The following is a 25156-nucleotide window of genomic DNA, read 5'->3' on the forward strand; positions in this document are numbered from 1 at the left end:
TATGGTCGGCGGACCCGCGGGCCCGCTACTAAGTCTCGTTCAGCGGCCGGTCAGCCGCTTGGCGTCCGCCAGGTGCGCGCTCAGCCGTTCCTGGATGCGCACGGTCGCCTCGTCCAGCGCCTTGCGCGTGCGCCGGCCGCTGCCGTCACCGGCCTCGAAGGCGTCCCCGAAGACGACGTCGACCCGGCTGCGCAGCGGCGGCAGGCCGCGCACGACGCGGCCCTTGCGCTCCGCGCTGCCGAGCACCGCCACCGGCACGATCGGTGCTCCCGACCGGACGGCGAAGTAGGCGAGGCCGGCGCGCAGCGAGGCGAAGTCGCCCTCGCCCCGGGTGCCCTCGGGGAAGATCCCCAGGACCCCGCCGCCCTCCAGGACGCCGAGCGCCTCGGTGATCGCGGTGCGGTCGGTGCTCGTCCGGTCCACCTTCAGCTGGCCGATCCCTTCCAGGAACGGGCCGAGGGGGCCGACGAACGCCTCCTTCTTGATCAGGAAGTGCACCGGCCGGGGCGCGGTGCCCATCAGCATCGGGCCGTCGAGGTTGTGGGAGTGGTTCACCGCGAGGATGACGGGCCCCGCGGCGGGCACCCGCCAGGCGCCCAGCACGCGCGGCTTCCACAGCCCGTACATCAGGCCTATGCCGATCCGCCGGCCGACGGCGGCACCCCCGGGGGACGCGGTCACGCCGCCCGCTTCTCCTCGACCAGGGTCACCACGCACTCGATGACCTGCTCCAGGGTCAGCTCCGTCGTGTCCACCTCGACCGCGTCGCCGGCCTTGGCCAGCGGCGAGGTCTTCCGGCCGGAGTCGGCGGCGTCCCGCTTGACGAGGGCGGCCTGGGTGGCGGCCAGGTCGGCGGCCTCCTTGCCCTTCAGCTCGCCGCTGCGGCGGGCGGCCCGCGCCTCGGCGGACGCCGTCAGGAAGATCTTGAGGTCGGCGTCGGGCAGCACGGTGGTGCCGATGTCGCGGCCCTCGACGACGATGCCGGCCGGCGCCTCGGCGGCGATGGACCGCTGCAGCTCGGTCAGGCGCGTGCGCACCTCCGGGACGGCGCTCACGGCGCTGACCGCGGAGGTGACCTCCTGGGTGCGGATGGGGCCGGCCGCGTCGGCGCCGTCGACCGTGATGGTCGGCGCGGACGGGTCGGTGCCGGAGACGATCTCGGGCTTGCCCGCGGCGTCGGCGACGGCCGCGGCGTCGTTCACGTCGATGCCGTTGCTCAGCATCCACCAGGTGATCGCGCGGTACTGCGCGCCGGTGTCCAGGTAGCGCAGGCCGAGCTTGGCCGCGACGGCCTTGGACGTGCTGGACTTGCCCGTGCCGGAGGGGCCGTCGATGCCGACGATGACTGCTGCCGGAGCGGTCCGGGCGGCGGTTTCCACGGTGTCAGACACCTTCCTTGTGCACGGGGTGGGAGTACGGGCGGCTTTTACCAGCCTGCGACAAGGTTACTGGCTCGCGGAGGCGGCCCGGGCCGCGGCCGGGCGAGGCCGGGCCGGGCAAGGGCGCCCCGTGCCCTCGGGCCCGCCGTCGCGGCGGATCCGTGGGCACGGTCCCCGGGCGGCCTACTGGCGCAGCGACCAGCCCTGGTCGCGCAGCGCGGCGCTCAGGGAGGCCACCGCGCCCGGCTCGACCATGAGCTGGATCAGACCCGCCTGCTGGCCCGTCGCGTGCTCGATACGGACGTCCTCGATGTTCACCCCGGCCCGGCCGGCGTCGGCGAAGATCCGGGCGAGCTCGCCCGGCTGGTCGCCGATGAGGACGGAGACGGTCTCGTACGCGGCGGGGGCCGCCCCGTGCTTGCCCGGGACCCGGCTGCGGCCCGCATTGCCGCGGCGCAGCACGTCCTCCAGGCCGGCGGCGCCCTCGTGGCGCTTGCCGTCGTCCGCGGCCTCCAGGGCGCGCAGGGCCCGCACCGTCTCGTCGAGGTCGGAGGCGACGGCCGCGAGGATGTCGGCGACGGGGCCGGGGTTGGCGGAGAGGATCTCGACCCACAGCCGGGGGTCGGAGGCGGCGATCCGGGTCACGTCGCGGATGCCCTGGCCGCACAGGCGCACGGCTGTCTCGTCCGCCTCCTCCAGGCGGGCGGCGACCATGCTGGAGAGCAGGTGCGGGGTGTGCGAAACGAGGGCGACGGCCCGGTCGTGCTCGTCGGCGTCCATGACGACGGGGACCGCGCGGCACAGGGCGACGACCTCGAGGGCGAGGTTGAGGACCTCGGTGTCGGTGGCGCGGGTGGGCGTGAGCACCCAGGGGCGGCCCTCGAAGAGGTCGGCGGTGGCGGCCATGGGGCCGGAGCGCTCGCGGCCGGCCATCGGGTGCGTGCCGAGGTAGCAGGAGAGGTCGGCGCCGAGGGCCTCCAGCTCGCGCCGCGGGCCGCCCTTGACGCTCGCGACGTCGACGTAGCCGCGGCCGAGGCCGTCCCGGATCGCCCCGGCGAGCGTGGCCGCGACGTGCGCCGGCGGCACCGCGACGATCACCAGGTCGACCGGGCCCTCGGGCGCCTGGTCGGTGCCGGCGCCTCGGGCCGCGGCCGTCCGCGCCGCGTCCGGGTCGTGGTCCCTGAGGTGGACGTGGACCCCGCGGCCCGCGAGGGCGAGCGCGGCGGAGGTGCCGATCAGTCCGGTGCCGATGACGAGGGCGGTTCTCACTGAGAGTCCTTGCGAGGTGCGTGGAGCGTGACGGAGAGCGGGCCGGGCCAGCCTATCCAGCCGCTCCGCCGGCCGTGCGGGGCGGGCGGTCCTGCGGCGCCGGGGCGGGCGCCCTGCGGGACTGCCGGGCCCGCGTCCGGTACAACCGTGCACATGATCTACCACGTGGTGCCCCTGGACGACTGGCTGGCCGTACCCGACCGCCCGTACTCCCCCGCCTCCCTCTCCGAGGACGGCTTCGTCCACTGCTCGCCCGACGAGGAGACGACCCTCGCCGTGGCCACGGCCTTCTACAGGGACGTGCCCGGCCCGCTGATGGTCCTCCTGATCGACGAGCACAAGCTGGACGTCCTGGTCCGCTGGGAGGACGCCGACCCGGCCCCGCCGCCCGGCGTGGACCCGGGCACGCAGTTCCCGCACGTCTTCGGGCGGATCAACCGGGACGCCGTGGAGGGGATGATGGAGATCCAGCGCGACGAGGCGGGCCGCGCGACGGGGCTGGCGGTGTGGTCGTGACGCCCGTGCCCCCGCCCGCCCCGATCACTCCGGTCAAGCTGGTCACCGAGCACACGGTCTACGCGTGCGTGATGGGCTCGCGCGCCTTCGGGCTGGCCACGGAGGCGAGCGATACGGACCGGCGCGGCGTCTACGTGGCGCCGACGCCCCTGTTCTGGGGCTTCGAGAAGCCGCCGCCGCATGTGGAGGGACCGGCCGAGGAGCAGTTCTCCTGGGAGCTGGAGCGCTTCTGCGAGCTGGCGCTGCGAGGCAACCCGAACATCCTGGAGTGCCTGCACTCCCCGCTCGTCGAGCAGGCCGACGACACGGGGCGCGAGCTGCTGGCCCTGCGGGAGGCGTTCCTCTCCCGCAAGGTCCACCGGACGTACGCGGGCTACGCGGCGGACCAGCGCAGGAAGTTCGCGGCGGACGTGCGGGCACACGGCACGCCGCGGCGCTGGAAGCCCGTCATGCACGCGCTGCGGCTGCTGATGTGCGGCCGCGACCTGCTGCGCACGGGGTCGCTCGTGCTCGACGTCGGCCCCATGCGCGAACCGCTGCTGGCTGTGCGCCGGGGCGAGGTGCCCTGGCCGAAGGCGGAGGCCTGGCTGGACCGCCTGACCGGGGAGGCCGAGGAGGCGGCCCGCACGAGCCCCCTGCCCGGGGAACCCGACCACGCACGCGTCGAAGACTTCCTGATACGCGTGCGCCGCGCCACGGCGGGGGCGGGCTAGGCGGACGGGGCGGCCGGCCGCCGCGTGGGCGACCGGCGGTGCCGGGCCCGGGGCGGAAGGCCCCGGGCCCGGATCCGTACCCGGACCGGCTAGAGGTCGACCTCGCGCATCAGCATGCCGACCTCGGTGTTCGTCAGGCGGCGGAGCCAGCCGGACTTCTGGTCGCCCAGGGCGATCGGGCCGAACGCGGTGCGGACCAGCTTCTCGACGGGGAAGCCCGCCTCGGCCAGCATGCGGCGCACGATGTGCTTGCGGCCCTCGTGGAGGGTGACCTCGACCAGGTAGTTCTTGCCGGTCTGCTGGATGACGCGGAAGTTGTCCGCGCGGGCGTAGCCGTCCTCCAGTTCGATGCCGTTCTTGAGCTGCTTGCCGATGTCGCGCGGCAGCGGCCCGGTGATGGCGGCGAGGTAGGTCTTCTGCACGCCGTAGCGCGGGTGCGTCAGACGGTGGGCCAGCTCGCCGTGGTTGGTGAGCAGGATGATGCCCTCGGTCTCCGTGTCGAGCCGGCCGACGTGGAAGAGCCGGGTCTCGCGGTTGGTGACGTAGTCGCCGAGGCACTGGCGGCCGTCGGGGTCCTCCATGGTGGAGACGACGCCGGCCGGCTTGTTGAGCGCGAAGAACAGGTAGGACTGGGTGGCGACGGTCAGGCCGTCGACCTTGATCTCGTCGTTCTCCGGGTCGACCCGCAGGCCCTGCTCGGTGACGATCCGCCCGTTGACCTCGACGCGGGCCATCTCGATCAGCTCTTCGCAGGCACGGCGCGAGCCCATGCCGGCCCGGGCCAGCACCTTCTGCAGGCGCTCGCCCTCCTGCTCGGCGCCGGGGAAGGTCTTGGGGGTCTTCACCTGCGGCTTGTTGTGCCGCTCCCGGTTGCGCTCCTCGATCTTGGCGTCCAGCTCGCGCGAGCGGGCGGGGGCGTAGCCGTGGCCGCGGGCGGGCCCGCTGCTGCGGCCGCCGGAGCCGGCCGTGGAGCTCTTGCGGGGGCCGCCCTTGGCGCCGCCGCGGGCGGACGCGCCGCGGCCGCTCGTGGGTCCACTGGTGCGGCCGCTGGTGGGGCCGCTGCGGGTGCGCTCGGCGTCGGGGCCCACGTCGTAGCGACGCTCCTCGGGGCGCGGACGGCGCGGACGCTCCTGCGGCCTGTCGTCGCGCCGGTCCCCGGAGCGGCCGCCGTCGTAGCGCCCGCCTTCGGAGCGACCGCCGCCGTAGCCGCCGCCACCGGAGCGACCGCCCTCGGAACGACCGCCGCCGGAGCGACCGCCGCCCTCGGGGCGCCCGCCGCCGGAACGGCCGCCGCCCGCGCGCCCGCCCCCGGACGCCGGACGTCCTCGACCGCCCCGGTCGTCCCGGTTGCCGCTTCCGCTGTTCCTGCCGCTGCTTCGCATCAAAGTTCCGTCTTGTCGTCCGCTTCGGTGTCCGGTGCGTCCGGATCGAACGACGGCACACCTTCCTGAGTGTCGCCCTCGATCGCCTCCGCCTCGGGGAGGAAGGGCGCGAGCTCCGGGAGCTCGTCCAGGCCTCGCAGGCCCATGCGCTCCAGAAAGTAGTTCGTCGTCCTGTACAGGATCGCACCTGTTTCGGGTTCCGTCCCCGCCTCCTCCACCAGACCCCGCTGGAGGAGGGTGCGCATGACCCCGTCGCAGTTCACGCCGCGCACCGCCGAGACCTTCGACCGGCTGACCGGCTGACGGTACGCGACGACGGCGAGGGTCTCCAGGGCGGCCTGGGTGAGGCGTGCCTGCTGGCCGTCGAGGACGAACGCCTCGACGGCGTCCGCGTAGGCCGGCCGGGTGAAGAAGCGCCAGCCCCCGGCGACCTGCCGCAGCTCGAAACCGCGCCCCTGGGCGTCGTACTCCCGGGCCAGCTCGCCGAGGGCCGCGGCGATCTCGCGGCGGGGGCGCTCCAGCACCTTGGCGAGGTGCTCCTCGGTGGCGGGCTCGTCGACGACCATGAGGACCGCCTCCAGGGCGGGCCCGAGGGCGAGCCCGCAGACACCGGAGGCCCCGGAGGCCCCGGAGGCCCCTGCGGAGGCTCCCTCGCCCTCGTACGTCTCGTGGCTCTCCGCCATCTCCGTCGTCTCCGCCGTCTCTGTGCTCACGGTGCGCTCTCCTCCGGCTCGGTCTCCGGCTCGCGGTCGAACTCGTCCGTCACCAGCGGTTCCGCCCCTTCCCCGCCCGTCCAGCTCACCGCCAGCTCGCCGAGGGCCTCGTCCTGGTCCAGGGCGACCACGCGCTCGCGGTAGAGCTCCAGCAGCGCCAGGAAGCGGGCGACGACGGTGAGGGTGTCGGGGGCGTCGCCGGCCAGCTCCCCGAAGCTGACCCGGCCCGCCCGCCGCAGCCGGGCCACGACGACCTCGGCCTGCTCGCGCACACTGACCAGCGGCGCGTGGATGTGGTCGACGTACACCTGCGGCGCCGGCCTGGGCCGCATGGCCCTGGCGGCCAGCTCGGCCAGGCGCTCGGGCCCGATGCCGAGGACGACCTCGGGCAGCAGCTCCGCGTGGTGCGGCTCCAGGCCGACCGTACGGGGGAAGCGCCGCGCCTCCTCGTCCAGCCGGCCGCTGAAGATCTCCGCGACCCGCTTGTACGCCCGGTACTGCAGGAGGCGGGCGAACAGCAGGTCGCGCGCCTCCAGGAGGGCGAGGTCGGCCTCGTCCTCGACGTCGGCGGCGGGCAGCAGGCGGGCGGCCTTGAGGTCGAGGAGGGTCGCGGCGACGACGAGGAACTCGGTGGTCTGGTCCAGGTCGAAGTCGGGGCCCATGGCGCGGATGTGCGCCATGAACTCGTCGGTGACCTTGTGGAGGGCGACCTCGGTGACGTCCAGCTTGTGCTTGGCGATCAGCTGCAGCAGGAGGTCGAAGGGCCCTTCGAAGTTGTCGAGCCGGACGGTGAACTTCGCGTCGGCCGTGCCTTCGGCGGCGGCAGCGGCCTTCCCGTCGGCGGGCGCGTCCGGCAGGGACGCCGCCACCGCCTGCTCACCGCCCTCTCCCCCGCCTTCGGGCGGCGCCGCACCGGGGCCGAGGCCCAGGCGACGGCGGGCCGGGGAGGAAGCTGAGGGCATCAGGGGTCCAGGTGCAGACGGAGACGGGCCGTACGGCCAAGGGGCAGGCTACCGGCGAATGCCGCTCAGCGGCCGCGCAGGCGCCGTACGAGGATGCTCGCGTCGCCCCGCGACTCCAGGTCGGCGAGGACGACCGCGACGGCCTCCCGGACGATCCTGCCGCGGTCGACCGCGAGCCCGTGCTCACCGCGCAGCACCAGGCGCGCGTGTTCGAGGTCCATGAGCTCCTCGGCGGAGACGTAGACCGTGATCTTCTCGTCGTGGCGCTCCCGGCCGCTGGGCCGGCGACCCGCCCCGCGCCCCCGGCGGCGGCCCTGCGCGGGCGCCGCGGCCTCGCCCTGGCCCGCGGCCCGGACGGCGCCCGCGGGGCGCTCCTGCCCGGACGCGGGGCGGCGCTCGGGGGTGCCGTCACGGTCGGCCGCGGCGGCACCGCGGCCGCCGGCCTCGCCGCCCGCGCCGGCGGCGCCGCCCTCGGCCGTGGTCTCGGACTCACCGGCCGGGCCGGGCACCCGCGGGGCGCCCTCGCCGTTCGCCTGCCGGCGGGGGGAGGAGGACTGCAGCCCCGACCCCCCGGTGGTACGGAACAGTTCGTCGGCGCCGGGCAGACTCACTCGGCGTGACACCGGGCGAGCACCTCCCTGGCGAGCTGGCGGTAGGCGGCGGCACCCACGGAGTTGGACGCGTACGTGGTGATCGGCTCGCCCGCGACCGTGGTCTCGGGGAAGCGGACCGTACGGCCGATGACGGTGTGGTAGACGTGATCGTCGAAGGCCTCGACCACGCGCGCGAGGACCTCGCGGCTGTGCACCGTCCGCGAGTCGTACATGGTGGCGAGGATGCCGTCGAGCTCCAGCTCGGGGTTGAGCCGCTCCTGGACCTTCTCGATCGTCTCGGTGAGCAGGGCCACACCGCGCAGCGCGAAGAACTCGCACTCCAGCGGCACGATCACCTTGTGAGCGGCCGTCAGGGCGTTGACGGTGAGCAGGCCGAGCGAGGGCTGGCAGTCGATGACGATGTAGTCGTAGTCGGCGAGGAGCGGCTTGAGCGCGCGCTGCAGCGTCGACTCGCGGGCCACCTCGCTGACGAGCTGGACCTCGGCGGCAGACAAATCGATATTGCTGGGCAGCAGGTCCATGTTGGGCACGGCCGTCTTGAGGAGCACCTCGTCGGCCGACATGCCCCGCTCCATCAGGAGGTTGTAGACCGTCAGGTCCAGCTCCATCGGGTTGACGCCGAGGCCGACGGAGAGCGCGCCCTGCGGGTCGAAGTCGACGAGCAGCACCCGGCGTCCGTACTCGGCCAGGGCGGCACCCAGGTTGATGGTCGAGGTGGTCTTGCCGACCCCGCCCTTCTGGTTGCACATCGCGATGATCTTCGCGGGGCCGTGGTCGGTCAGCGGTCCGGGGATGGGGAAGTACGGCAGGGGACGCCCGGTGGGGCCGATGCGCTCGCGGCGCTGCCGGGCAGCGTCGGGCGCGAGGGTGGCCGCGTACTCGGGGTCGGGCTCGTACTCCGCGTCAGGGTCGTAGAAGTGCCCGTCGGGCACGTCCTCGTAGTCGGCGAGCCGCGCGGGATCGACCCCGCCCCGGTCGCCGGCCATGGCGTTCACGTGATGGCCGTCCATGCTCTGGTGGGCTGTCGGTGTGCTCTGGATGTTCTGGTGTGCCGCGAAGGTGTGGACAGCGACGGAGCCGACAGCTTCGAGCCCCGTGGGACTCTGGCCCTGCGCAGACATTCCTGGGTGACCACCCCCGGGAGCAAATGTCGACTCATTCACAAGTCGTCCTACCTCCTTGGTGACCAGGAAACATCTAGATAGGTCAGCGTTGCACCATGCCGACGGTTGGCGACTCTATGGCGTGTCGGCGGTTCGCAGCAACACAATCCGCCGGAGACGGCACGATGTGTCGGCAATCGAACAGGCTTCTGTCAAGGGTTTGCGGCCCACAACCCGGAAGTTTCGCGGGTGGGTGACCAGGCGCGGAAACCGCTCACAAACCGGGCGGAAACGGCCCCGGCCGGACCTTGCTGAACAAGGCCCGGCCGGGGGTGCGCTCTTGGCGTGTCGTGTTGACGACTCAGCCGAGCAGGGTGCTCAGTTCGACGAACGGCAGGCCGTGCGCCTCGGCGACGGGGCCGTAAACGACCTGTCCCTCGTGGGTGTTGAGACCCTTGGCGAGCGCGGCGTCGCGGCTCAGCGCCTCCTGCCAGCCGCGGTTGGCCAGCTCCACGATGTAGGGCAGCGTGGCGTTGGTCAGCGCGTAGGTGGAGGTGTTCGGCACCGCGCCCGGCATGTTGGCGACGCAGTAGAAGACCGAGTTGTGGACCTCGAAGGTCGGCTCGGCGTGGGTGGTCGGACGCGAGTCCTCGAAGCAGCCGCCCTGGTCGATCGCAATGTCGACAAGTACACTTCCGGGCTTCATCTTGGCGACGAGCTCGTTGGTGACCAGCTTCGGGGCCTTGGCACCCGGGATGAGGACGGCGCCGATGACGAGGTCGGCCTCGACGACGGCCTTCTCCAGCTCGTAGGCGTTGGAGACGATCGTCTGCACCTTGGTGCCGAAGACCTTGTCGGCCTCGCGGAGCTTGTTGATGTCACGGTCGAGCAGGGTGACGTGGAAGCCCATGCCGACGGCGATCTGCGCGGCGTTCCAGCCGGAGACGCCGCCGCCGATGACGACTGCCTTGCCGGCCGCCGTGCCCGGGACGCCGCCCGGCAGGACGCCGCGGCCGCCGGCCGAGCGCATCAGGTGGTAGGCGCCGACCTGCGGGGCCAGCCGGCCCGCGACCTCGGACATCGGGGCGAGCAGCGGCAGCGCGCGGTTGGCGAGCTCGACCGTCTCGTACGCGATCGCCGTGGTGCCGGACTGCAGCAGGGCGTCGGTGCACTCGCGGGAGGCGGCGAGGTGCAGGTAGGTGAAGAGGGTCTGGCCCTTGCGGAGGCGGTGGTACTCCTCCGCGATGGGCTCCTTGACCTTCAGCAGCAGGTCGGCGGTCGACCAGACCTCGTCGGCCGTGTCCAGGATCGCGGCGCCGGCCGCGACGTACTCGGCGTCGGTGATGGAGGAGCCCACACCGGCGTTCTTCTCGACGAAGACCTGGTGGCCGTTGCGCACGAGCTCATGCACGCCGGCAGGCGTGATGGCCACGCGGAACTCGTTGTTCTTGACCTCGCGGGGGATGCCGACCTTCACGTCGATCACGGTCCTTGAATCAGAGAATTACAGGCTAATCCGGAAATGCGGGGGCATACCAGAGCAGACCGCGTCGACCGCGGCCCAACCAGTCTAATGAAGGATCCTGCGCTGTCTAGCCTTGCAAAGAGCCAATTTTTTGGAAGACCACTACTGATTTCGTAGGTAACCCTCAGCCTCGGCGGGCGGGGGCACGGACGCTATGGCGCCACCCGGCCCGGCAGGGGACCCGTCGGGCCCGGCCACCAGCAGTTCTCCCGCCGCGGCACGGTGCTCACCGGCCGCCCCGGGGTCCCCGAGCCGCTCCAGCATGTCCGCGAGCCGCAGCAGCACCGCGGCCCGCATCCGGTCGTCGCCCGCCTGCCGGGCGCACTCCACGGCCTCCCTGCAGGTCCGCAGCGCCTCCTGCGGGCGGCCCGCGTACTCCTGCACCCGGGCGATCTCGGTGAGGGCCCGGGCGTGCCCCGGCAGGTCCCGCAGCCGGCGGCACGCGGCCGCCGCCGCCCGCCAGTCGCGCAGCGCCTCGTTCCACTGCCCCGCGTAGACGCGCACGGCGCCCAGCCGCCCGTACAGCCGGGCCTCGTCGGCGAGTTCACCCCGCGTCAGGCGCAGCTCCAGCGCCCGCCCGTACCAGTCGACGGCCCGCTGCCAGTCCCCCAGCTCGTGGTACGAGGCGGCGATGGACTCCAGGGAGCGGCTGATCGCGTACGGGTCGCCCGCCTGCCGCGCCGCGTCCAGCGCCTCCCGGTAGCGGCCCAGGGCGGCCGGGACCCGCCCGGCCCGGGCGTCGAGGTCGCCCAGGTTCAGCAGGGCCGCCGCCTTCTCCAGCGGCATCTCGCAGCGCTGCGCCACGTCCAGGACGAGCTGGTGGAGGCCGTAGAGCTCCGGGCCCGCCTCCTCGGCGCCGAAATGGGCCGTCAGGGCCCGGGTCAGCGCGGACACCAGCCGCCGGGCGAGGGTGTCGAGGTGCCCGTCCTGCACGGCCAGCCGGGCGGCCGCCAGCAGCGCCGGCAGCCGGCAGCGCAGCCACTCGGCGGCGTCCTGCGGCGAGGCGAACCGCAGCGGCCTGGGCAGCTCCGCCAGGCGCTTGCGGGTCAGCGGGTCGTCGGTGCGGGTGGCGGCCCGGCACGAATGCAGCTGACGGACCGTCCGCTCCAGCATCCGCGCCCGGGCCAGCTCGATCTCGGCCGGCCGCTCCTGGGCCGCCATCAGCTCCCGGAGCAGCGCCGTGAGGCAGCCCGGCACCCGGTACTGCGGGGACAGCGAGCCGGCGGAGGGCTCGGCCCGCAGCAGGCCGCGGGCCTCGAAGTCCTCCAGGGCGGTCTGCGCGGCGGCCACCGAGCAGCCGGCCAGCGCGGAGGCGGTGTGGGCGTCGACGGCGCCGGCCGGGGCCAGCGCGAGGAGGCGCAGGATGCGGGCGGAGGGTGCGGGCAGCGCCTCGTGGGCGAGCCGGAAGGCCCGCGACAGCGAGCGGCCCGCGATGTCGAGGCCGTCGCCGGACGGCAGCTCCCGCAGCCGGGTGACCGCGTCGACCACGGACAGCTTGGGCAGGGCGGCGAGCCAGCCGCCCACCAGGACGAGCGCCGCGGGCTGGCCGACGCACTCCTCCACCACCGCCTGCGCGGCGGCCGGGTCGCACGTGATGCGCGTGGGGCCCGCGTAGCGCTCCAGGAGCTCGACGCCCGAGGCCGTGTCGAGGCCGCCCAGGGTGCAGGGCCGCACGTCGGGCACGCCGGTCAGCGGGCCCCGCGAGACGGCCACCACCAGGCACTCGGACTTGTCCGGCAGCAGCGGGTCCACCTGCTCGGCGCCCGCGGCGTCGTCGAGGACCAGCAGCGCCCGGCGGCCGCGGAGCACGGCGCGCACCGCCTGCGTGAGCTCGTCCTCCTCCGCGCCCGGGGGGACGGGCTCGCCGAGCGCGGCGAGCAGCGCGCGGGCGGTCCGCTCGGTGGGGACGGGCGAGCCGTCGGTCTCGGTGAGCCGGGCGCGCAGCACGCCGTCGGGATAGCGGCCGGCGAGCTGCCCGGCGAGCTCCTCGGCCAGGGCCGTACGGCCGGAGCCGGGCCGTCCGGCGATGAGCAGCACCCGGCCGCGCCCGCTCTTGCGGCCGGCGAGGGTGTCCAGGCCCGCGCGCACGATGTCGGCGCGCAGCTCCTCCAGCTCCCGGCGGCGCCCGACGAACCCGGGCAGCGCGAAGGCCGCCGCACGGGCCGGGGCGCCCGCCGCCGGAACGGACAGCCGCCGCCCCGGCGGCACCGCCGCCATCCCGCCGCCGGTCTCCACCGCCCGCTCCGCCACGGGGCACACTCCCGTCCACCTGCCACGCACGAGCCCGCCGCGGCCGCGGTCGAGCACGCGACGAGCCTAGTTCACGGCCCGACGCGCCCCGGTGAGTCCCGGCCGCCACCGCAGAAGATCACCTATTCGGTTCTGATGCTCATCGGGCGAACCCGTGCTCTGCACGGCAGAGGCGGCTACGCCTCGAAAGGCCGCGCGGGCCACGGCGCGTCCGCCGGGCGCAGGGCGTCCAGGCCGTCCCCGGCCAGGGCCGCCGTGAGCGAGAGGGCGCCGACGACCAGGCAGTTGTTGTGCAGCTCGCCCGCGAGGACGCCGCGCACCAGCTCCTGGAGCGGCACCCGGGCCAGCTCCATGTCGAGCTCCTCGTGCTCGACCTCGAAGCGCTCGCCCTCGACGTCGGAGATCTCCCGGGCCAGGAAGATCCGCACGGCCTCGTCGCAGCCGCCGGGGGTGGTGTAGACGTCGGTCAGCACCCGCCAGTCCTCGGCCTTGACGTGGGCCTCCTCGTACAGCTCGCGCTGGGCGGCGTGCAGCGGGTTCTCGCCGGGCACGTCGAGCAGGCCCGCGGGGATCTCCCACAGCTTCTGCCGGACGGGGTGGCGGTACTGGCTGAGGACCAGCACGCGGCCCTCCTCGTCCAGGGCGAGGACGGCGACGGAGCCGGGGTGCACCTGGTAGTCGCGCTTGACGACGGTTCCGTCGGGCATCTCCACCTCGTCCGTGCGGACGCTGGTCTTGTTGCCGGTGAACGGGGTCTGCGTGGCGGTGACCGGCCACTCGGCGGCGGTGTCCTTGATGCCCATGTACGTCCTCCAGAAATGCGGAAACCGGGGTGAGGGCCTCCGTGCGGAAACCTTCACCCCGGTCAACCGTATAGGTCAGCCCTGCTGACGCTCGACGGCCGCCTTCACCAGGCCCGCGAAGAGCGGGTGCGGGCGGGTCGGGCGGGAGCGCAGCTCCGGGTGGGCCTGGGTGGCCACGAGGTAGGGGTGCACCTCGCGGGGGTACTCGACGTACTCCACCAGCTTGTTGTCCGGGGAGGTGCCCGAGAAGAGCAGGCCGGCCTTCTCCAGCTCGGCGCGGTAGGAGTTGTTCACCTCGTAGCGGTGGCGGTGGCGCTCCTCCACGTAGGGCTGGTCGCCGTAGACCTCGCGGACGATGGAGCCCTCGGCGAGCTTGGCCGGGTACATGCCCAGGCGCATCGTTCCGCCCATGTCGCCCTCGCCGGCGACGATGTCCAGCTGCTCGGCCATCGTGGAGATGACCGGGTTGGCGGTGGCCGGGTCGAACTCGGTGGAGTTCGCGCCCTCGATGCCGGCCAGGTTGCGGGCGGCCTCGATGACCACGCACTGCAGGCCCAGGCACAGGCCCAGCAGCGGCACCTTGTTCTCGCGGGCGTAGGTGATCGCGCCGACCTTGCCGTTCACGCCGCGGTCGCCGAAGCCGCCGGGGACGCAGATGGCGTCGACGTCGCCGAGCTGGGCGGCGGCGCCGGCCGGGGTCTTGCAGTCGTCGGAGGCGACCCACTTGACCTTGACCTTGGCACGGTTGGCGAAGCCGCCCGCGCGGATGGCCTCGGTCACCGACAGGTAGGCGTCGGGCAGGTCGATGTACTTGCCGACCAGCGCGACCGTCACCTCGTGGGAGGGGTTGTGGACGCGGTCCAGCAGGTCCTCCCACTGGGTCCAGTTCACGTCGCGGAAGGGCAGGTCCAGCTTGCGCACCACGTAGGCGTCCAGGCCCTCGGTGTGCAGGACCTTCGGGATGTCGTAGATCGACGGGGCGTCGATCGCGGCGACCACGGCGGCCTCGTCGACGTCGCACATCAGCGAGATCTTGCGCTTGATGGCGGTGGGCACCTCGCGGTCGGCGCGCAGCACGATCGCGTCGGGCTGGATGCCGATGTTGCGCAGCGCGGCCACCGAGTGCTGGGTGGGCTTGGTCTTCAGCTCGCCCGAGGGGCCGATGTAGGGCAGGAGGGAGATGTGGACGACGAAGACGTTGTCCCGGCCGACCTCGTGGCGGACCTGACGGACCGTCTCCAGGAACGGCAGCGACTCGATGTCGCCCACGGTGCCGCCGACCTCGGTGATCACGACGTCGACGTCGTCGGTCGCCATCCGGCGGATGCGGTGCTTGATCTCGTTGGTGATGTGCGGGATGACCTGCACGGTGTCGCCCAGGTACTCGCCGCGCCGCTCCTTGGCGATCACCGAGGAGTACACCTGGCCGGTGGTGACGTTCGCGCTGCCGTCGAGGTCGACGTCCAGGAAGCGCTCGTAGTGACCGATGTCCAGGTCGGTCTCGGCGCCGTCGTTGGTGACAAACACCTCACCGTGCTGGAAGGGGTTCATCGTGCCCGGGTCTACGTTGAGGTAGGGGTCGAGCTTCTGCATCGTGACCCGCAGTCCCCGGGCCTTGAGCAGCGCGCCCAGGCTGGAGGCCGTCAGTCCCTTGCCGAGCGAGGAGGCGACACCCCCCGTGACGAAGAGGTGCTTGGTCGTCGTGGGCTTAGCGGCAATGGCCAAAGGGGGGCTCCCGTGGTCGCGAGTGGAGGGTGCGTACCGGCGCTCACCCGGAGTTTTCGGGGGTGCCGTCGCTGCGGTTGGGGGGTCTTGCGCCCACCGGTCCACGGGGTACCAGGGTATCAGCGCCCCGGCCCGGCCGCGCCCGCCGACGCGTCCGGGCACCCTGTGTGGCCCTGTGTGGCGGCCCTGTCACAGGCCACCCATTCGGCTCAGATTCGTCCTCCAACCGTCGCGCGTCGCACCAACTCGGCGTCGTATCCTGCTCGGACACATGCAGCGAGCCGGCCGGCACGGCATCATCCCGCCCTCCCCCAGCCACCTCCCCACAGCTACCGCTGGAGGTGCTCCCAAGGGAGACGCACCATTCCGGAACAGAGCTCGTCTAAAGATCGCTTGACCGCAAGAGGGACCCCTGCCGGGGTCATGTGGCGCCGTTCGACTGGAGATGACGTGGCCGGGCGTATCGAGGATTACGCACTCATCGGCGATATGCAGACCGCCGCCCTTGTCTGCCGGGACGGCACGGCCGACTGGCTGTGCCTGCCCCGATTCGATTCCCATGCCGCGTTCGCCGGTCTGCTCGGCACGGAGGAACACGGCTTCTGGCGGGTCGGCCCCGCGCACCCCTCGGGTGCGGCACCGCCGCCCGCCGACCGCCGCCGGTACCGGGGGGACTCCCTCGTGCTCGAATCCGAGTGGGACACCCCGCGCGGCACGGTCCGCGTCATCGACTTCATGCCGCCGCGCGACGGCGCGCCCCAGCTGATCCGGATCGTGGAGGGCGTCAGCGGGCGGGTGCAGATGCGCTCCGCGCTGCGCATGCGCTTCTCCTACGGCCGGGTCGTGCCCTGGGTGCACAAGGTCGGCGACCGCACGGTGGCCGTCGCCGGCCCCGACTCGGTGTGGCTCGACACCACCGCCGACACCTTCGGCAAGGACCTCACCACGTACGCGGACTTCACCGTCTCCCCCGGTGAGCGCGTCGCCTTCACCATCAGCTGGCAGCCCTCGCACGGCGAGCCGCCCGCCCTGCCCGACCCGGAGGGCTCACTGGAGGCCACCGAGGAGTTCTGGCGCGAGTGGGTCGAGCACTGTACATACCACGGGCCCTACCGGGACGCCGTGGTCCGCTCGCTGATCACGCTGAAGGCCCTCACCTACGCGCCGACCGGCGGGATCGTGGCCGCGCCCACCACCTCCCTGCCGGAGGAGATCGGCGGCGTCCGCAACTGGGACTACCGCTACACCTGGCTGCGCGACGCGGCGATCACCCTCTCCTCCCTGCTGCGCACCGGCTACCGCGAGGAGGCCCGCGCCTGGCGCGAGTGGCTGCTGCGCGCGGTCGCGGGCGACCCGGAGAACCTGCAGATCATGTACGGCATCGCCGGCGAGCGCGAGCTGGGCGAGGCCGAGCTGCCGTGGCTGCCCGGCTACGAGAACTCCAAGCCCGTCCGGGTCGGCAACGGCGCCGCCGACCAGCTCCAGCTGGACGTCTACGGCGAGGTCACCGAGGCCCTCCATCTGGCCCACATGACGGGCCTCGCCCGCAACGACTACGCCTCGCTGCTGCAGCTGCGCCTGATCGGCTACCTCGAGGACCACTGGAACGAGCCGGACGAGGGCATCTGGGAGGTGCGCGGCCCGCGCCGCCACTTCGTGCACTCCAAGGTGATGGCCTGGGTGGCCGTCGACCGCACCATCAAGCTCATCGAGTCCGGCGACGTGGACGGACCCCTGGAGCGGTGGCGCGAGCTGCGCGACGACATCCACCGGGACGTGTGCGAGAAGGGGTACGACAAGGAGCGCAACACCTTCACCCAGTCCTACGGGTCGAAGGAGCTGGACGCCTCCTTGCTGCTCATCCCGCAGATGGGCTTCCTGCCGCCCGACGACAAGCGCGTGATCGGCACGATCGAGGCGATCCAGCGCGAGCTGTCGACGCCGGACGGCTTCGTGCTGCGCTACCCCACCGCGGGCGAGGAGGCCGGGGTGGACGGCCTGGAGGGCGACGAGGGCGCCTTCCTCGCCTGCTCCTTCTGGCTCGCGGACGACCTGGCCATGATCGGCCGGGTCGACGAGGCGCGGCAGCTGTTCGAAAAGCTGCTGGGGCTCCGCAACGACCTGGGCCTGCTGGCGGAGGAGTGGGACCCGCGGCTGCAGCGCCAGGTGGGCAACTTCCCGCAGGCGTTCAGCCACGTGCCGCTGATCGACACGGCGCTGCGCCTGACGGCGTCCAGCGCGTTCGGGGGTTAGGGGCGGCCTTCGGGGTCCGCCCCTCGCACAGGCGGTCCGGCACCGCCGATATCCGCCGCGGTGGCTGATCGCCACTGCGGCGGACACAAAGCCGGGCGCTGCGCCCGGGGCCGAGCCGAACGCAGTGGTCAGCGCTTCCGCAAGCCGAAGTACAGGGCGCAGCCGCTGACCGGGAGGACCAGGACGGCCGCGGCGGCGTTCAGGCCGCCGTAGCCGCTCACGGCGACGAACGCCCCGGAGAGCGCTCCTCCCGCCGCCCCGACGAGGCCCATCAGCATGTCGGACGCGCCCTGCACCTCGGCCCGGTGCGCGGCGTCCACCGATTCGCTCAGCAGCGTGGACGCCGCGACCGTCGCGCACGACCATCCGACGCCCAGCAGGAACAGCCCGGCCGTGACGGCCCACCGCCGGTCCCCGGCGGTGCCCGCGAGGAGCGTCGCGGCCACGTAGACCACCTGCCCGGCCAGGATGACCGGTACCCTGCCGAACCGATCCGCCGCCCGGCCCACCAGAGGCGAGAACGCGTACATGCCTGCGATGTGCAGGCTGATGGTGAAGCCGACGACGCTCAGTGATGCCCCGTGGTGAGCGAGGTGCACCGGCGTCATCGTCATCACCGACACCATCACGGCGTGGCCCAGGACCAGGGCGATCAGCCCGGTCAGCGCCGAGGGTGACGCGGCGACGTGCCGCAGGGCGCCGCTCATTCGGGTAAGGAAGCGGGCGCCTCGCCCGGTCGTTTCGCCCGGGTTCAGGCGGGCCGCGAGCAGCATCGGGTCGGGGCGCAGCCGGGTGTGGATGAGGGCCCAGCCGAGGAGGTAGGCCACGCCCGAGAAGACGAAGGCGCCCGCCTCCCCGGGCAGCTGCAGGGCACGGGCGACGCCGGCTCCCGGGCCGGTCAGGTTGGGGCCGAGGACGGCGCCGACCGTCACCGACCAGACGACCAGGGAGAGGGCGCGGGCCCGCCCGCCGGCCTCGGCGAGGTCGGTCGCCGCGAACCGGGACTGGAGGTTGGCCGCCGTCCCCGCGCCGACGAGGAGGAGGCCCAGGAAGGCGAGGGGCACCCAGCCGAGCGGGGCGGCCACCAGGACGACCAGCGAACCCGCGGCGGCGATCAGCACGCCGGTGCCGAGCCCGGCGCGGCGGCCGCGGGAGCGGGAGAGCGCCGCCAGCGGGACGGACAGCGCCGCGGCGCCGAGGGTGACCAGGGTGGTGGCGAAGCCGGCGGCGGCCTGGGAACCGGTGAGCCGCTCCACGAGCAGGCTGCCGGCCGAGATCACGGCCCCCATGCCGACCCCGATGAAGATCTGGGCGGCCATGAGGACGTTGACCGTACGGCGCTGGACGGCGGCGCGGTCGGGCAGGGCGGCGGCGTCCCGGCCCGGCTGCGGGGATAAGCCGGAGGGGGCGGACTCGGGGCTCTCGGGCACGGCGGTCATGCGGGACAGGGTAGGTGCGGCGCGGTGCGGTGCCTACGGCGTCCGCCGTGCGCCGCCCGGCGGACGCCGTTCCCGCGGCGAGGCCGTATCTGACATCCGGGCCGGACGGCCGTTAGGTTCCGGGCATGGAACACACCCCGCAGGGCACCATCACCGTGGCGCGGGCCCTCGCACTGCCCACCCTGCGCAAGGGACTCCCCGAGGTGCTCGCGGCGGGCGACCGGCTCGACCGGCCGGTCCGCTGGGTGCACGCGGGCGAGGCCCCGAACATCGCCGCGCTGCTCAAGGGCGGCGAGCTGCTGCTGACCACCGGCCTGGGGCTGGGCAGCCGCCCCGCCGAGCAGCGCGCCTTCGTGCGCGGGCTGGCGGAGCGGGACATCGCGGCGCTGGTGGTCGAGCTGGGCGCGCGCTTCACGACGCTGCCGGCCGCGGTGGTGGACACGGCCCGCTCGTGCGGGCTGCCGCTGGTGCAGCTGCACCGGGAGGTGCCGTTCGTCGCGGTGACGGAGGAGATCCACACCGAGCTGGTCAACGAGCACTACGCGCTGCTGCGGCGCGCCGAGGAGGTGCACCGGCGGTGCACGGAGGTGCTGCTGGGCGGGGGCGGGGTGCCGGAGGTGCTGCGGCTGTTCGCGGGCTTCGCGGGCAACCCCGTGTTCCTGGGGACGCCGGACGGCCGGCTGCTGTACGCGGCGGGGCCGGAGGGCACCTCCGGCGGGTCGGATCCGCTGCAGGTGTGGGAGGGGCTGCGGTCGGCGGGGATGGCCGGGGCGGTCGTCACCGACATTCCCGGGACCGGCCCCGGGCCGGGCGCGGTGCGGGCCCGGCTGACCGTCCTGCCGGTGGACGGCCCGCTGGCGCCCGTGCACCGGATCGCCGCGGACCGTACGGCCGGGCTGCTCGCGGTCGTCCTGCTGCAGGCCCGCCAGGAGGAGGAGCTGGCGGCGCGCGGGCGCGGCGACTTCCTCTCCGACCTCGCCGAGGAGCGGGTGGCCGCGGCGGACGCGCCCGCGCAGGCCAAGGTGCTGGGCTTCAAGCCGGGGCCGGGCCCGCTGCTGCCGCTCGTGATGCGCCCGGCCACCGACCTGGCGCCGGCGGACCGCCGGGCCGCGCTGGCCTGCGCGGTGCAGGAGGAGCTGGCCGGGGTGGGGGTGCCGGTGCTGCTGGGCGTGCGGATGCCGGAGGGGCGGGTGCCGCTGCTGGTGGGCCTGCGCGATGCGGCGGAGCGGACGGCGGTGGCCGGACGGGTGGCCGCCGCGCTGCGGGCGGGCGCGGAACGGGCCGGTTTCCCGGCGCCCGTGGTGGTGGCCGGGGCCCCGGCGACGTGGGAGACGGCCGGGGCGGGCCTGCGGCACGCGGCGGAGGCGGCGACGGCCGCCCAGGGGCTGGCGGACCGGCCCTGGCACGACGTGCGCCGGCTCGACGTCGACGTCCTGCTGTGGCGGCTGCGCTCCCAGGGAGATCTGGCGGCGTTCGTCGACCGGGTGCTCGGCCCGCTGATCGCGCACGACGCCGCCTCCCGGCCGGCGCTGCTGCCCACCCTGACCGCGTACCTCGCCCACGCGGGCCGCAAGGCGGAGACCGCGCGCGAGCTGCACCTGAACCGCCAGACGCTCTACGACCGGCTGGCGCGCATCGGCCGGCTCCTGGGGGCGGACCTGGAGGACCCGGAGACGGTGCTGTCGCTGAGCCTCGCGCTGCGTGCGCGGCGTCATACGGAATGGATTTGACCTGCGCAGATGGACCGGGCTCTACTCGAACGGTGACCGGAATGAAGAAGAATGCGGCGGTCGGCGTCGCCGCGGCGGACCGCGAGGACCTGCGGGCGGACTGCGGCAGCTGCTTCGCGCTGTGCTGCGTCGCGCTGCCGTTCGTCGCCTCGGCGGACTTCGCCGTGACCAAGGACGCGGGCAAGCCCTGCGGCAACATCCAGCAGGACTTCCGCTGCGGCATCCACACCAAGCTGCGGCAGAAGGGCTTCTCCGGCTGCACCGTCTACGACTGCCAGGGCGCGGGGCAGAAGGTCTCCCAGGTCACCTTCGGCGGCCGGGACTGGCGGCAGGACCCCGGGACGGCCCGGCAGATGTTCGCCGTCTACCCGGTCATGCGGCAGCTGCACGAGCTGCTCTGGTACCTGGCCGAGGCCCTGACCCTGCCCGCGGCCCGGCGGCTGCACGCCGAGGTCCGGCGCGTGCACGACGCCGTCGAGCGCCTGACCCACGAGTCCCCCGAGGCGATCCTGGAGGTGGACGTGGCGGCGCGCCGGATGGAGGTCGGCGAGCTGCTGCAGCGCACCAGCGAGCTCGTACGGGCGCAGGTGCCCGGCAAGAAGAAGAACCGGCGCGGGGCCGACCTGATGGGGGCCCGGCTGCGCGGCGCCGACCTGCGCGGCGCCAACCTGCGCGGCGCGTACCTCATCGCCGCGGACCTCGGCGGCGCGGACCTGCGCACCGCCGACCTCCTCGGGGCCGATCTGCGCGACGCGAACCTCGCCGGCGCCGACCTGACCGGGAGCGTCTTCCTCACCCAGGCCCAGCTCAACGCGGCGCGGGGCGACGCGAGCACGAAGCTGCCGGCGGCGCTGAGCCGGCCGGCGCACTGGGGCCCGGCCGCCTGAGGCGCCGCGCCTGAACGTTCCGCCTGTGCGGGGCCGGGGGCGGGCTATCCGCCCGCGGCCAGCTCGTCGTAGACGCTGAGGACGTGCGCGACCGTGTCGTCCTCCGTGGGCCAGGTGGCCGCCTGGGCGCGGCCGGCCGCGGTCAGCTCGGCGCGCCGGGCCGGATCGGCCAGCAGGCGGGCCACCGCCCCGGCGAGGGCGGCGGCGTCTCCGTAGGGGACGAGCTCGGCCGCGTCGCCCACCAGGTCGGGGACGCCGCCGACGGCCGTGGCCACCAGGGGGACGCCCGCGTGCAGCGCCTCCTGGGCGAGCAGGGAGCGGGCTTCCCAGCGGCTGGGCAGGATCGCGACGTCGGCCGTGGCGAGCAGGTCGGGGACGTCGTCGCGGCGGCCCACCAGGCGGACCGGGAGGTTCTCCTCCTCGATGCGGCGCTGCAGCAGCGGCCGCTCGGGGCCCTCGCCCGCCACGATCAGCAGCGGTTCGGGGTCCAGCTCGCGCCAGACGCGGGCCGCGTCCAGCAGGACGCCGTGGCCCCTGCCCGGCTCCAGACGGCCGACGGTGACCAGCAACGGGCGGGCCACCGCGCCCAGTTCGGCACGGGTCTTGTCGCGCGGCTCGTCGTCGTCCGGCGCCTGGCGCGGGGCGGGCACGGCCACCGGGGCCAGGCGGGCGTCGCGCGCGCCGCGCAGCCGGGCCCGGTCGACCAGCTCGGAGGTCACCCCGAGGACGACGGCCGCGGCGCGGGCCGCGCGCCGCTCCATCAGCCGCAGGAACCGGCCGCGGGCCCCCTCCGTGTGGCACGTGGTGTGCCAGGTGACCACGAGGGGGGTGGTGCGGCCGCGCAGCGCCAGGGCGGCGAGGACGGCGGAGCGCAGGCCGTGCGCGTGGACCACGTCGGCGCCGGAGCTGGCCGCGCGGATGCCGGCCACGGCCAGGGCGTCCGGCCGGGCCCACAGCGGGGCGAAGGCCGCGCCCGCGGACGTGAACCCGTACCCCTCGCCCGTCTCCTGCGGCGCACAGACCGTCACCTGCAGCCCGCGGGCCACCAGCCCGGCCGCCAGGGAGCGTACGTGCGCGCCGCTGCCGGCTCCCCCGCTGCCCAGCACTTGCACCGCGTGCAGGGGCGGCCGCCCGTGGGGCGCGGGTGTACTGCTCACGCGGGGAGAACTCCTGATTCGGCGTCGGCGTCGGAGAGGCGTACGGCGCAGTGCTGCCGCCCAGGATGCCAGCGTCCGCCGACATCACGGGACCACCGTCTCGCGGGTTGAGCGCCCTACCTCGCCCGCGCATCCGCGGATTCACTCACATAGGTGATTTCTCGCGTCCATCGCCGGGGCCGTGGCCACCGGCGCGGCGGCGTGCGGGGCGAGCCCGGCACGGCCGCCGCCGGCCACGACGGCGAGCTCCAGGTCCGCCCCGAGCGCGTGGGCGCCGGTGGCGCGGGCAGCGTCCGCCCGGCGGGATCGTCCGCGATCAGCGCGGCTGCCGCGCCCATCGGGACGGCCGCGGCCCCGCGCCGGGCGAGGCCCGGCGCGGAGAGTGCCAGGACGGCCCCGGCGGCCCTTCCCGGCCGCCCGCCCAGCGGGTTGACGAGGTGAGCGGAGCCGGCGAGCACCACCACGGCGAGCACCTTGCCGAACGACCGCTCCTTGACGGCCGGTGCCCGCCGCCACAAGTGCCCCGCCACTGAAGAATCCTGCCCCGGCCTTCACTTCCCGCCGCAGCGGCGATCAGCCACAACGCCGCAGCCCGGCGGTGCCGGACCGGCCCGCGTCGTAGCGAGCAGACGTTCCGGCAACGAAGACCTGTGCCGAACGCCGCGGTCCCCCCGATCCCGCCGCAACGGCGGCCGGCCACAGCGGGGCTACCCGGCGGTGCCGGACCGGCTCCTCGTTGTGGCCGGCGATCACTCCGGCAACGGAGGACCTTGCCGGGCCCGGCTCAGCCCGTGCGGTCAGGCCCGCCGGGTTCGCCGCCCCGGCGAACCCGGCGAACCCGGCGAACCGCAGAGCGTCACGCGCCCCCGCCGGCGGCGCCCCGCGCTGCCGCGAGGAGTTCTTCCGCGTGGGCGCGGGCCAGTTCCGAGTCCTCCTGGCCGGCCAGCATGCGGGAGAGTTCGCGGATGCGGTCCTCGCCCTCCATGGCCTGGACGCCGCTGCGCGTCACCGACCCCTCGTGGGTCTTCTCCACCACCAGGTGCCGGTCGGCGAAGGCCGCCACCTGCGGGAGGTGGGTGACCACCACGACCTGGGCCGTCCGCGCGAGGCGTGCGAGGCGGCGGCCCACTTCGACGGCCGCCTTGCCGCCGACGCCCGCGTCGACCTCGTCGAAGAGGTACGTGGGCACGGGGGCGGAGCCCGCGAAGACGACCTCCACGGCGAGCATGACGCGCGAGAGCTCACCGCCGGACGCGCCCTTGGCGATGGGCCGGGGCAGCGCGCCGGGGTGGGGCGCGAGGAGCAGCTCGACCTCGTCGGCGCCGTGCGGGCCGTAGGCGACGGCGCGGCCGCCGACCTCGATGCCGCTCTCCGCCTCCGCCTCCGCGACCTCGGTCTGGCGGATCGAGAAGCTGACGCGGGCGTGCGGCATGGCCAGTTCCGCGAGCTCGGCGGTGACCGCGTCGGCGAAGCGCTGTGCGGCCTCCGCCCGGGCGTCGCTGAGCGCCTGGGCGAGCCCGCCCAGCTCCGCGCGCAGCGCGTCCCGTTCGGCGGCGAGCTCGCCGATGCGCTCGTCGTCGCCGTCGAGCTCGCCGAGGCGTTCCGCGCCGCGCTCGGCCCAGGCGAGGACTTCGGCGATGTCCTGGCCGTACTTGCGCGTCAGCTGGGTGAGGGCGGCGCGCCGCTCCTCGACGGCGGCCAGCCGCCGCGGGTCGGCGTCCAGGTCGGAGGCGTACCCGGCCAGTTCCCCGGCCACGTCGGAGAGCAGGATGCCGATCTCTCCGATGCGGTCGGCGAGGGCGGCGAGGGCGGGGTCGTGCGACCGCACGGCCTCCACGGCCCGGTGCGCGCCGGCGACGAGCGTGGCGGCGTCGATGCCCTCGGGGTCCTCGGGGTTCCCCGCGAGCGCGGCGTGCGCGGCGGTGGCGGCGGAGGCGAGGGCCTCGGCGTGCCCGAGCCGCTCGGCTTCGGCGGCGAGCTCGGCGTCCTCCCCCGGCAGCGGTGCGACGGCGGCGACCTCGTCCAGCCCGAACCGCAGGAGGTCGGCCTCCTGGGCGCGCTCGCGGGCCCGCGTCGTCAGCTCGGCGAGCTCGGCGGCGACGGCGCGCAGCCGGCGGTAGGCGTCGGCGTACTTGGCGAGCGGCGCGGCCACCGCGTCGCCCGCGTAGCGGTCGAGGGCCTGGCGCTGCCGCGCGGGCCGCAGGAGCCCTTGCTGGTCGGTCTGCCCGTGGACGGCCACGAGGTCGTCCGCGAGCTCGCCCAGGAGCCCGACGGGCACGCTGCGCCCGCCCAGGTGCGCCCGGGAGCGTCCCTCGGCGGAGAGGGTGCGGCTGATGAGCAGGGTGCCGTCGTCGAGCTCGGCGCCCGCCTCCTCCGCCCGCAGGGCCACGGGCGAGCCGGGGTCGACGGCGAGCCGCCCTTCGACGACGGCGGACCGGGCCCCCATGCGCACCAGGGCGGGGTCGGCGCGCCCGCCGAGCAGCAGACCGAGGCTCGTGACGACCATGGTCTTGCCCGCGCCGGTCTCGCCGGTCACCGCGGTGAAACCGCGTGACAGCTCGACGACCGCGTCATCAATGACGCCCAGGGACCGGATCCGCATCTCCTCCAACACGGATACGACCATACGAGGTTCCGGGGGCCCCTCGCGACGGCCACCCCCACCGACCACCCTGGGGGAATCCCCACCACCGTTCCGGGTGATCGCTCCATGGCCGCTCAGGCCCGGTTCCGGGC

General features: G+C 74.4%; 21 protein-coding genes. 5 read left to right on the forward strand and 16 right to left on the reverse strand.

The features are described from left to right. Positions 1-39: 39 nt before the first annotated feature. From NQU55_RS22865 to NQU55_RS22875, 3 genes are all read right to left on the reverse strand, one after another. Positions 40-717, reverse strand: coding sequence for a lysophospholipid acyltransferase family protein (locus tag NQU55_RS22865; protein ID WP_372504777.1), 678 nt, complete (start codon positions 715-717; stop codon positions 40-42). After that, a complete protein-coding gene (gene cmk, locus NQU55_RS22870) occupies positions 678-1391 on the reverse strand; it encodes a (d)CMP kinase (RefSeq protein ID WP_168093322.1) in 714 nt (237 codons plus the stop codon). Before cmk ends, NQU55_RS22865 begins: the two co-directional genes overlap by 40 nt. Before the next feature lie 171 nt (positions 1392-1562). Then, on the reverse strand, positions 1563-2648 hold the full coding sequence (locus NQU55_RS22875; RefSeq protein WP_168093323.1) for a prephenate dehydrogenase: 1086 nt from the start codon (positions 2646-2648) through the stop codon (positions 1563-1565). A gap of 153 nt (positions 2649-2801) precedes the next feature. Between NQU55_RS22875 and NQU55_RS22880 the strand changes: the two genes are divergently transcribed. After that, positions 2802-3164, forward strand: coding sequence for a DUF952 domain-containing protein (locus tag NQU55_RS22880; protein ID WP_168093324.1), 363 nt, complete (start codon positions 2802-2804; stop codon positions 3162-3164). Between the two features lie 5 nt (positions 3165-3169). Continuing rightward, the gene (locus NQU55_RS22885) at positions 3170-3877 is read left to right on the forward strand and encodes a nucleotidyltransferase domain-containing protein (RefSeq protein WP_372504783.1); all 708 of its coding nucleotides are present in this window, start codon (positions 3170-3172) and stop codon (positions 3875-3877) included. An 89-nt stretch (positions 3878-3966) separates the two neighbouring features. On the opposite strand, the gene NQU55_RS22890 is transcribed toward NQU55_RS22885, so the two are convergent. From NQU55_RS22890 to pyrG, 9 genes are all read right to left on the reverse strand, one after another. Next, on the reverse strand, positions 3967-5259 hold the full coding sequence (locus tag NQU55_RS22890) for a pseudouridine synthase (RefSeq protein ID WP_168093325.1): 1293 nt from the start codon (positions 5257-5259) through the stop codon (positions 3967-3969). Then, positions 5259-5942 carry an SMC-Scp complex subunit ScpB gene (gene scpB / locus NQU55_RS22895; protein WP_168093334.1) on the reverse strand — a complete coding sequence of 228 codons (684 nt, stop codon included), beginning with the start codon at positions 5940-5942 and terminating at the stop codon, positions 5259-5261. Before scpB ends, NQU55_RS22890 begins: the two co-directional genes overlap by 1 nt. Positions 5943-5968: 26 nt before the next feature. After that, positions 5969-6934 (reverse strand): segregation and condensation protein A, encoded by a 966-nt coding sequence (locus NQU55_RS22900; protein ID WP_168093326.1) that lies wholly within the window; start codon positions 6932-6934, stop codon positions 5969-5971. A gap of 65 nt (positions 6935-6999) precedes the next feature. Beyond that, positions 7000-7557 (reverse strand): hypothetical protein, encoded by a 558-nt coding sequence (locus NQU55_RS22905; protein ID WP_168093327.1) that lies wholly within the window; start codon positions 7555-7557, stop codon positions 7000-7002. Further along, positions 7542-8669, reverse strand: coding sequence for a ParA family protein (locus NQU55_RS22910; protein ID WP_168093328.1), 1128 nt, complete (start codon positions 8667-8669; stop codon positions 7542-7544). Before NQU55_RS22910 ends, NQU55_RS22905 begins: the two co-directional genes overlap by 16 nt. A 343-nt stretch (positions 8670-9012) precedes the next feature. Then, on the reverse strand, positions 9013-10128 hold the full coding sequence (gene ald / locus NQU55_RS22915) for an alanine dehydrogenase (protein ID WP_179084560.1): 1116 nt from the start codon (positions 10126-10128) through the stop codon (positions 9013-9015). Positions 10129-10278: 150 nt separating this feature from the next. Next, entirely contained in the window at positions 10279-12393 is a 2115-nt protein-coding gene (locus NQU55_RS22920; protein WP_168093615.1) for a tetratricopeptide repeat protein, read from the reverse strand. Between the two features lie 209 nt (positions 12394-12602). Continuing rightward, on the reverse strand, positions 12603-13229 hold the full coding sequence (locus NQU55_RS22925) for an NUDIX domain-containing protein (RefSeq protein ID WP_058045051.1): 627 nt from the start codon (positions 13227-13229) through the stop codon (positions 12603-12605). A 75-nt stretch (positions 13230-13304) separates the two neighbouring features. Then, positions 13305-14954: a CTP synthase gene (gene pyrG, locus NQU55_RS22930; RefSeq protein ID WP_206329478.1), complete on the reverse strand. Its 1650-nt coding sequence runs from the start codon at positions 14952-14954 to the stop codon at positions 13305-13307. 450 nt (positions 14955-15404) lie between these two features. Between pyrG and NQU55_RS22935 the strand changes: the two genes are divergently transcribed. Continuing rightward, positions 15405-17207 (forward strand): glycoside hydrolase family 15 protein, encoded by a 1803-nt coding sequence (locus NQU55_RS22935; RefSeq protein WP_168093613.1) that lies wholly within the window; start codon positions 15405-15407, stop codon positions 17205-17207. A gap of 128 nt (positions 17208-17335) precedes the next feature. Here NQU55_RS22935 and NQU55_RS22940 read toward each other — a convergent pair whose 3' ends face one another. Then, the gene (locus NQU55_RS22940) at positions 17336-18646 is read right to left on the reverse strand and encodes an MFS transporter (protein WP_168093612.1); all 1311 of its coding nucleotides are present in this window, start codon (positions 18644-18646) and stop codon (positions 17336-17338) included. Between the two features lie 125 nt (positions 18647-18771). Between NQU55_RS22940 and NQU55_RS22945 the strand changes: the two genes are divergently transcribed. Both NQU55_RS22945 and NQU55_RS22950 read left to right on the forward strand, forming a co-directional pair. After that, positions 18772-20376: a PucR family transcriptional regulator gene (locus tag NQU55_RS22945; RefSeq protein WP_168093611.1), complete on the forward strand. Its 1605-nt coding sequence runs from the start codon at positions 18772-18774 to the stop codon at positions 20374-20376. Positions 20377-20417: 41 nt separating this feature from the next. Then, positions 20418-21263, forward strand: a complete 846-nt coding sequence (locus NQU55_RS22950; RefSeq protein ID WP_168093610.1) for a pentapeptide repeat-containing protein — start codon at positions 20418-20420, stop codon at positions 21261-21263. A gap of 44 nt (positions 21264-21307) precedes the next feature. Here the strand turns inward: NQU55_RS22950 and NQU55_RS22955 are convergent, their stop codons facing one another. From NQU55_RS22955 to recN, 3 genes are all read right to left on the reverse strand, one after another. After that, entirely contained in the window at positions 21308-22420 is a 1113-nt protein-coding gene (locus tag NQU55_RS22955; protein WP_168093609.1) for a glycosyltransferase family 4 protein, read from the reverse strand. Between the two features lie 116 nt (positions 22421-22536). Further along, positions 22537-22950 carry a hypothetical protein gene (locus NQU55_RS22960; protein WP_168093608.1) on the reverse strand — a complete coding sequence of 138 codons (414 nt, stop codon included), beginning with the start codon at positions 22948-22950 and terminating at the stop codon, positions 22537-22539. A 326-nt stretch (positions 22951-23276) separates the two neighbouring features. Further along, positions 23277-25046, reverse strand: coding sequence for a DNA repair protein RecN (recN, locus tag NQU55_RS22965; RefSeq protein WP_256791042.1), 1770 nt, complete (start codon positions 25044-25046; stop codon positions 23277-23279). Positions 25047-25156 lie beyond the last annotated feature (110 nt).

It is taken from the genome of Streptomyces telluris, from assembly GCF_024519335.1.
Lineage (GTDB): Bacteria > Actinomycetota > Actinomycetes > Streptomycetales > Streptomycetaceae > Streptomyces > Streptomyces telluris.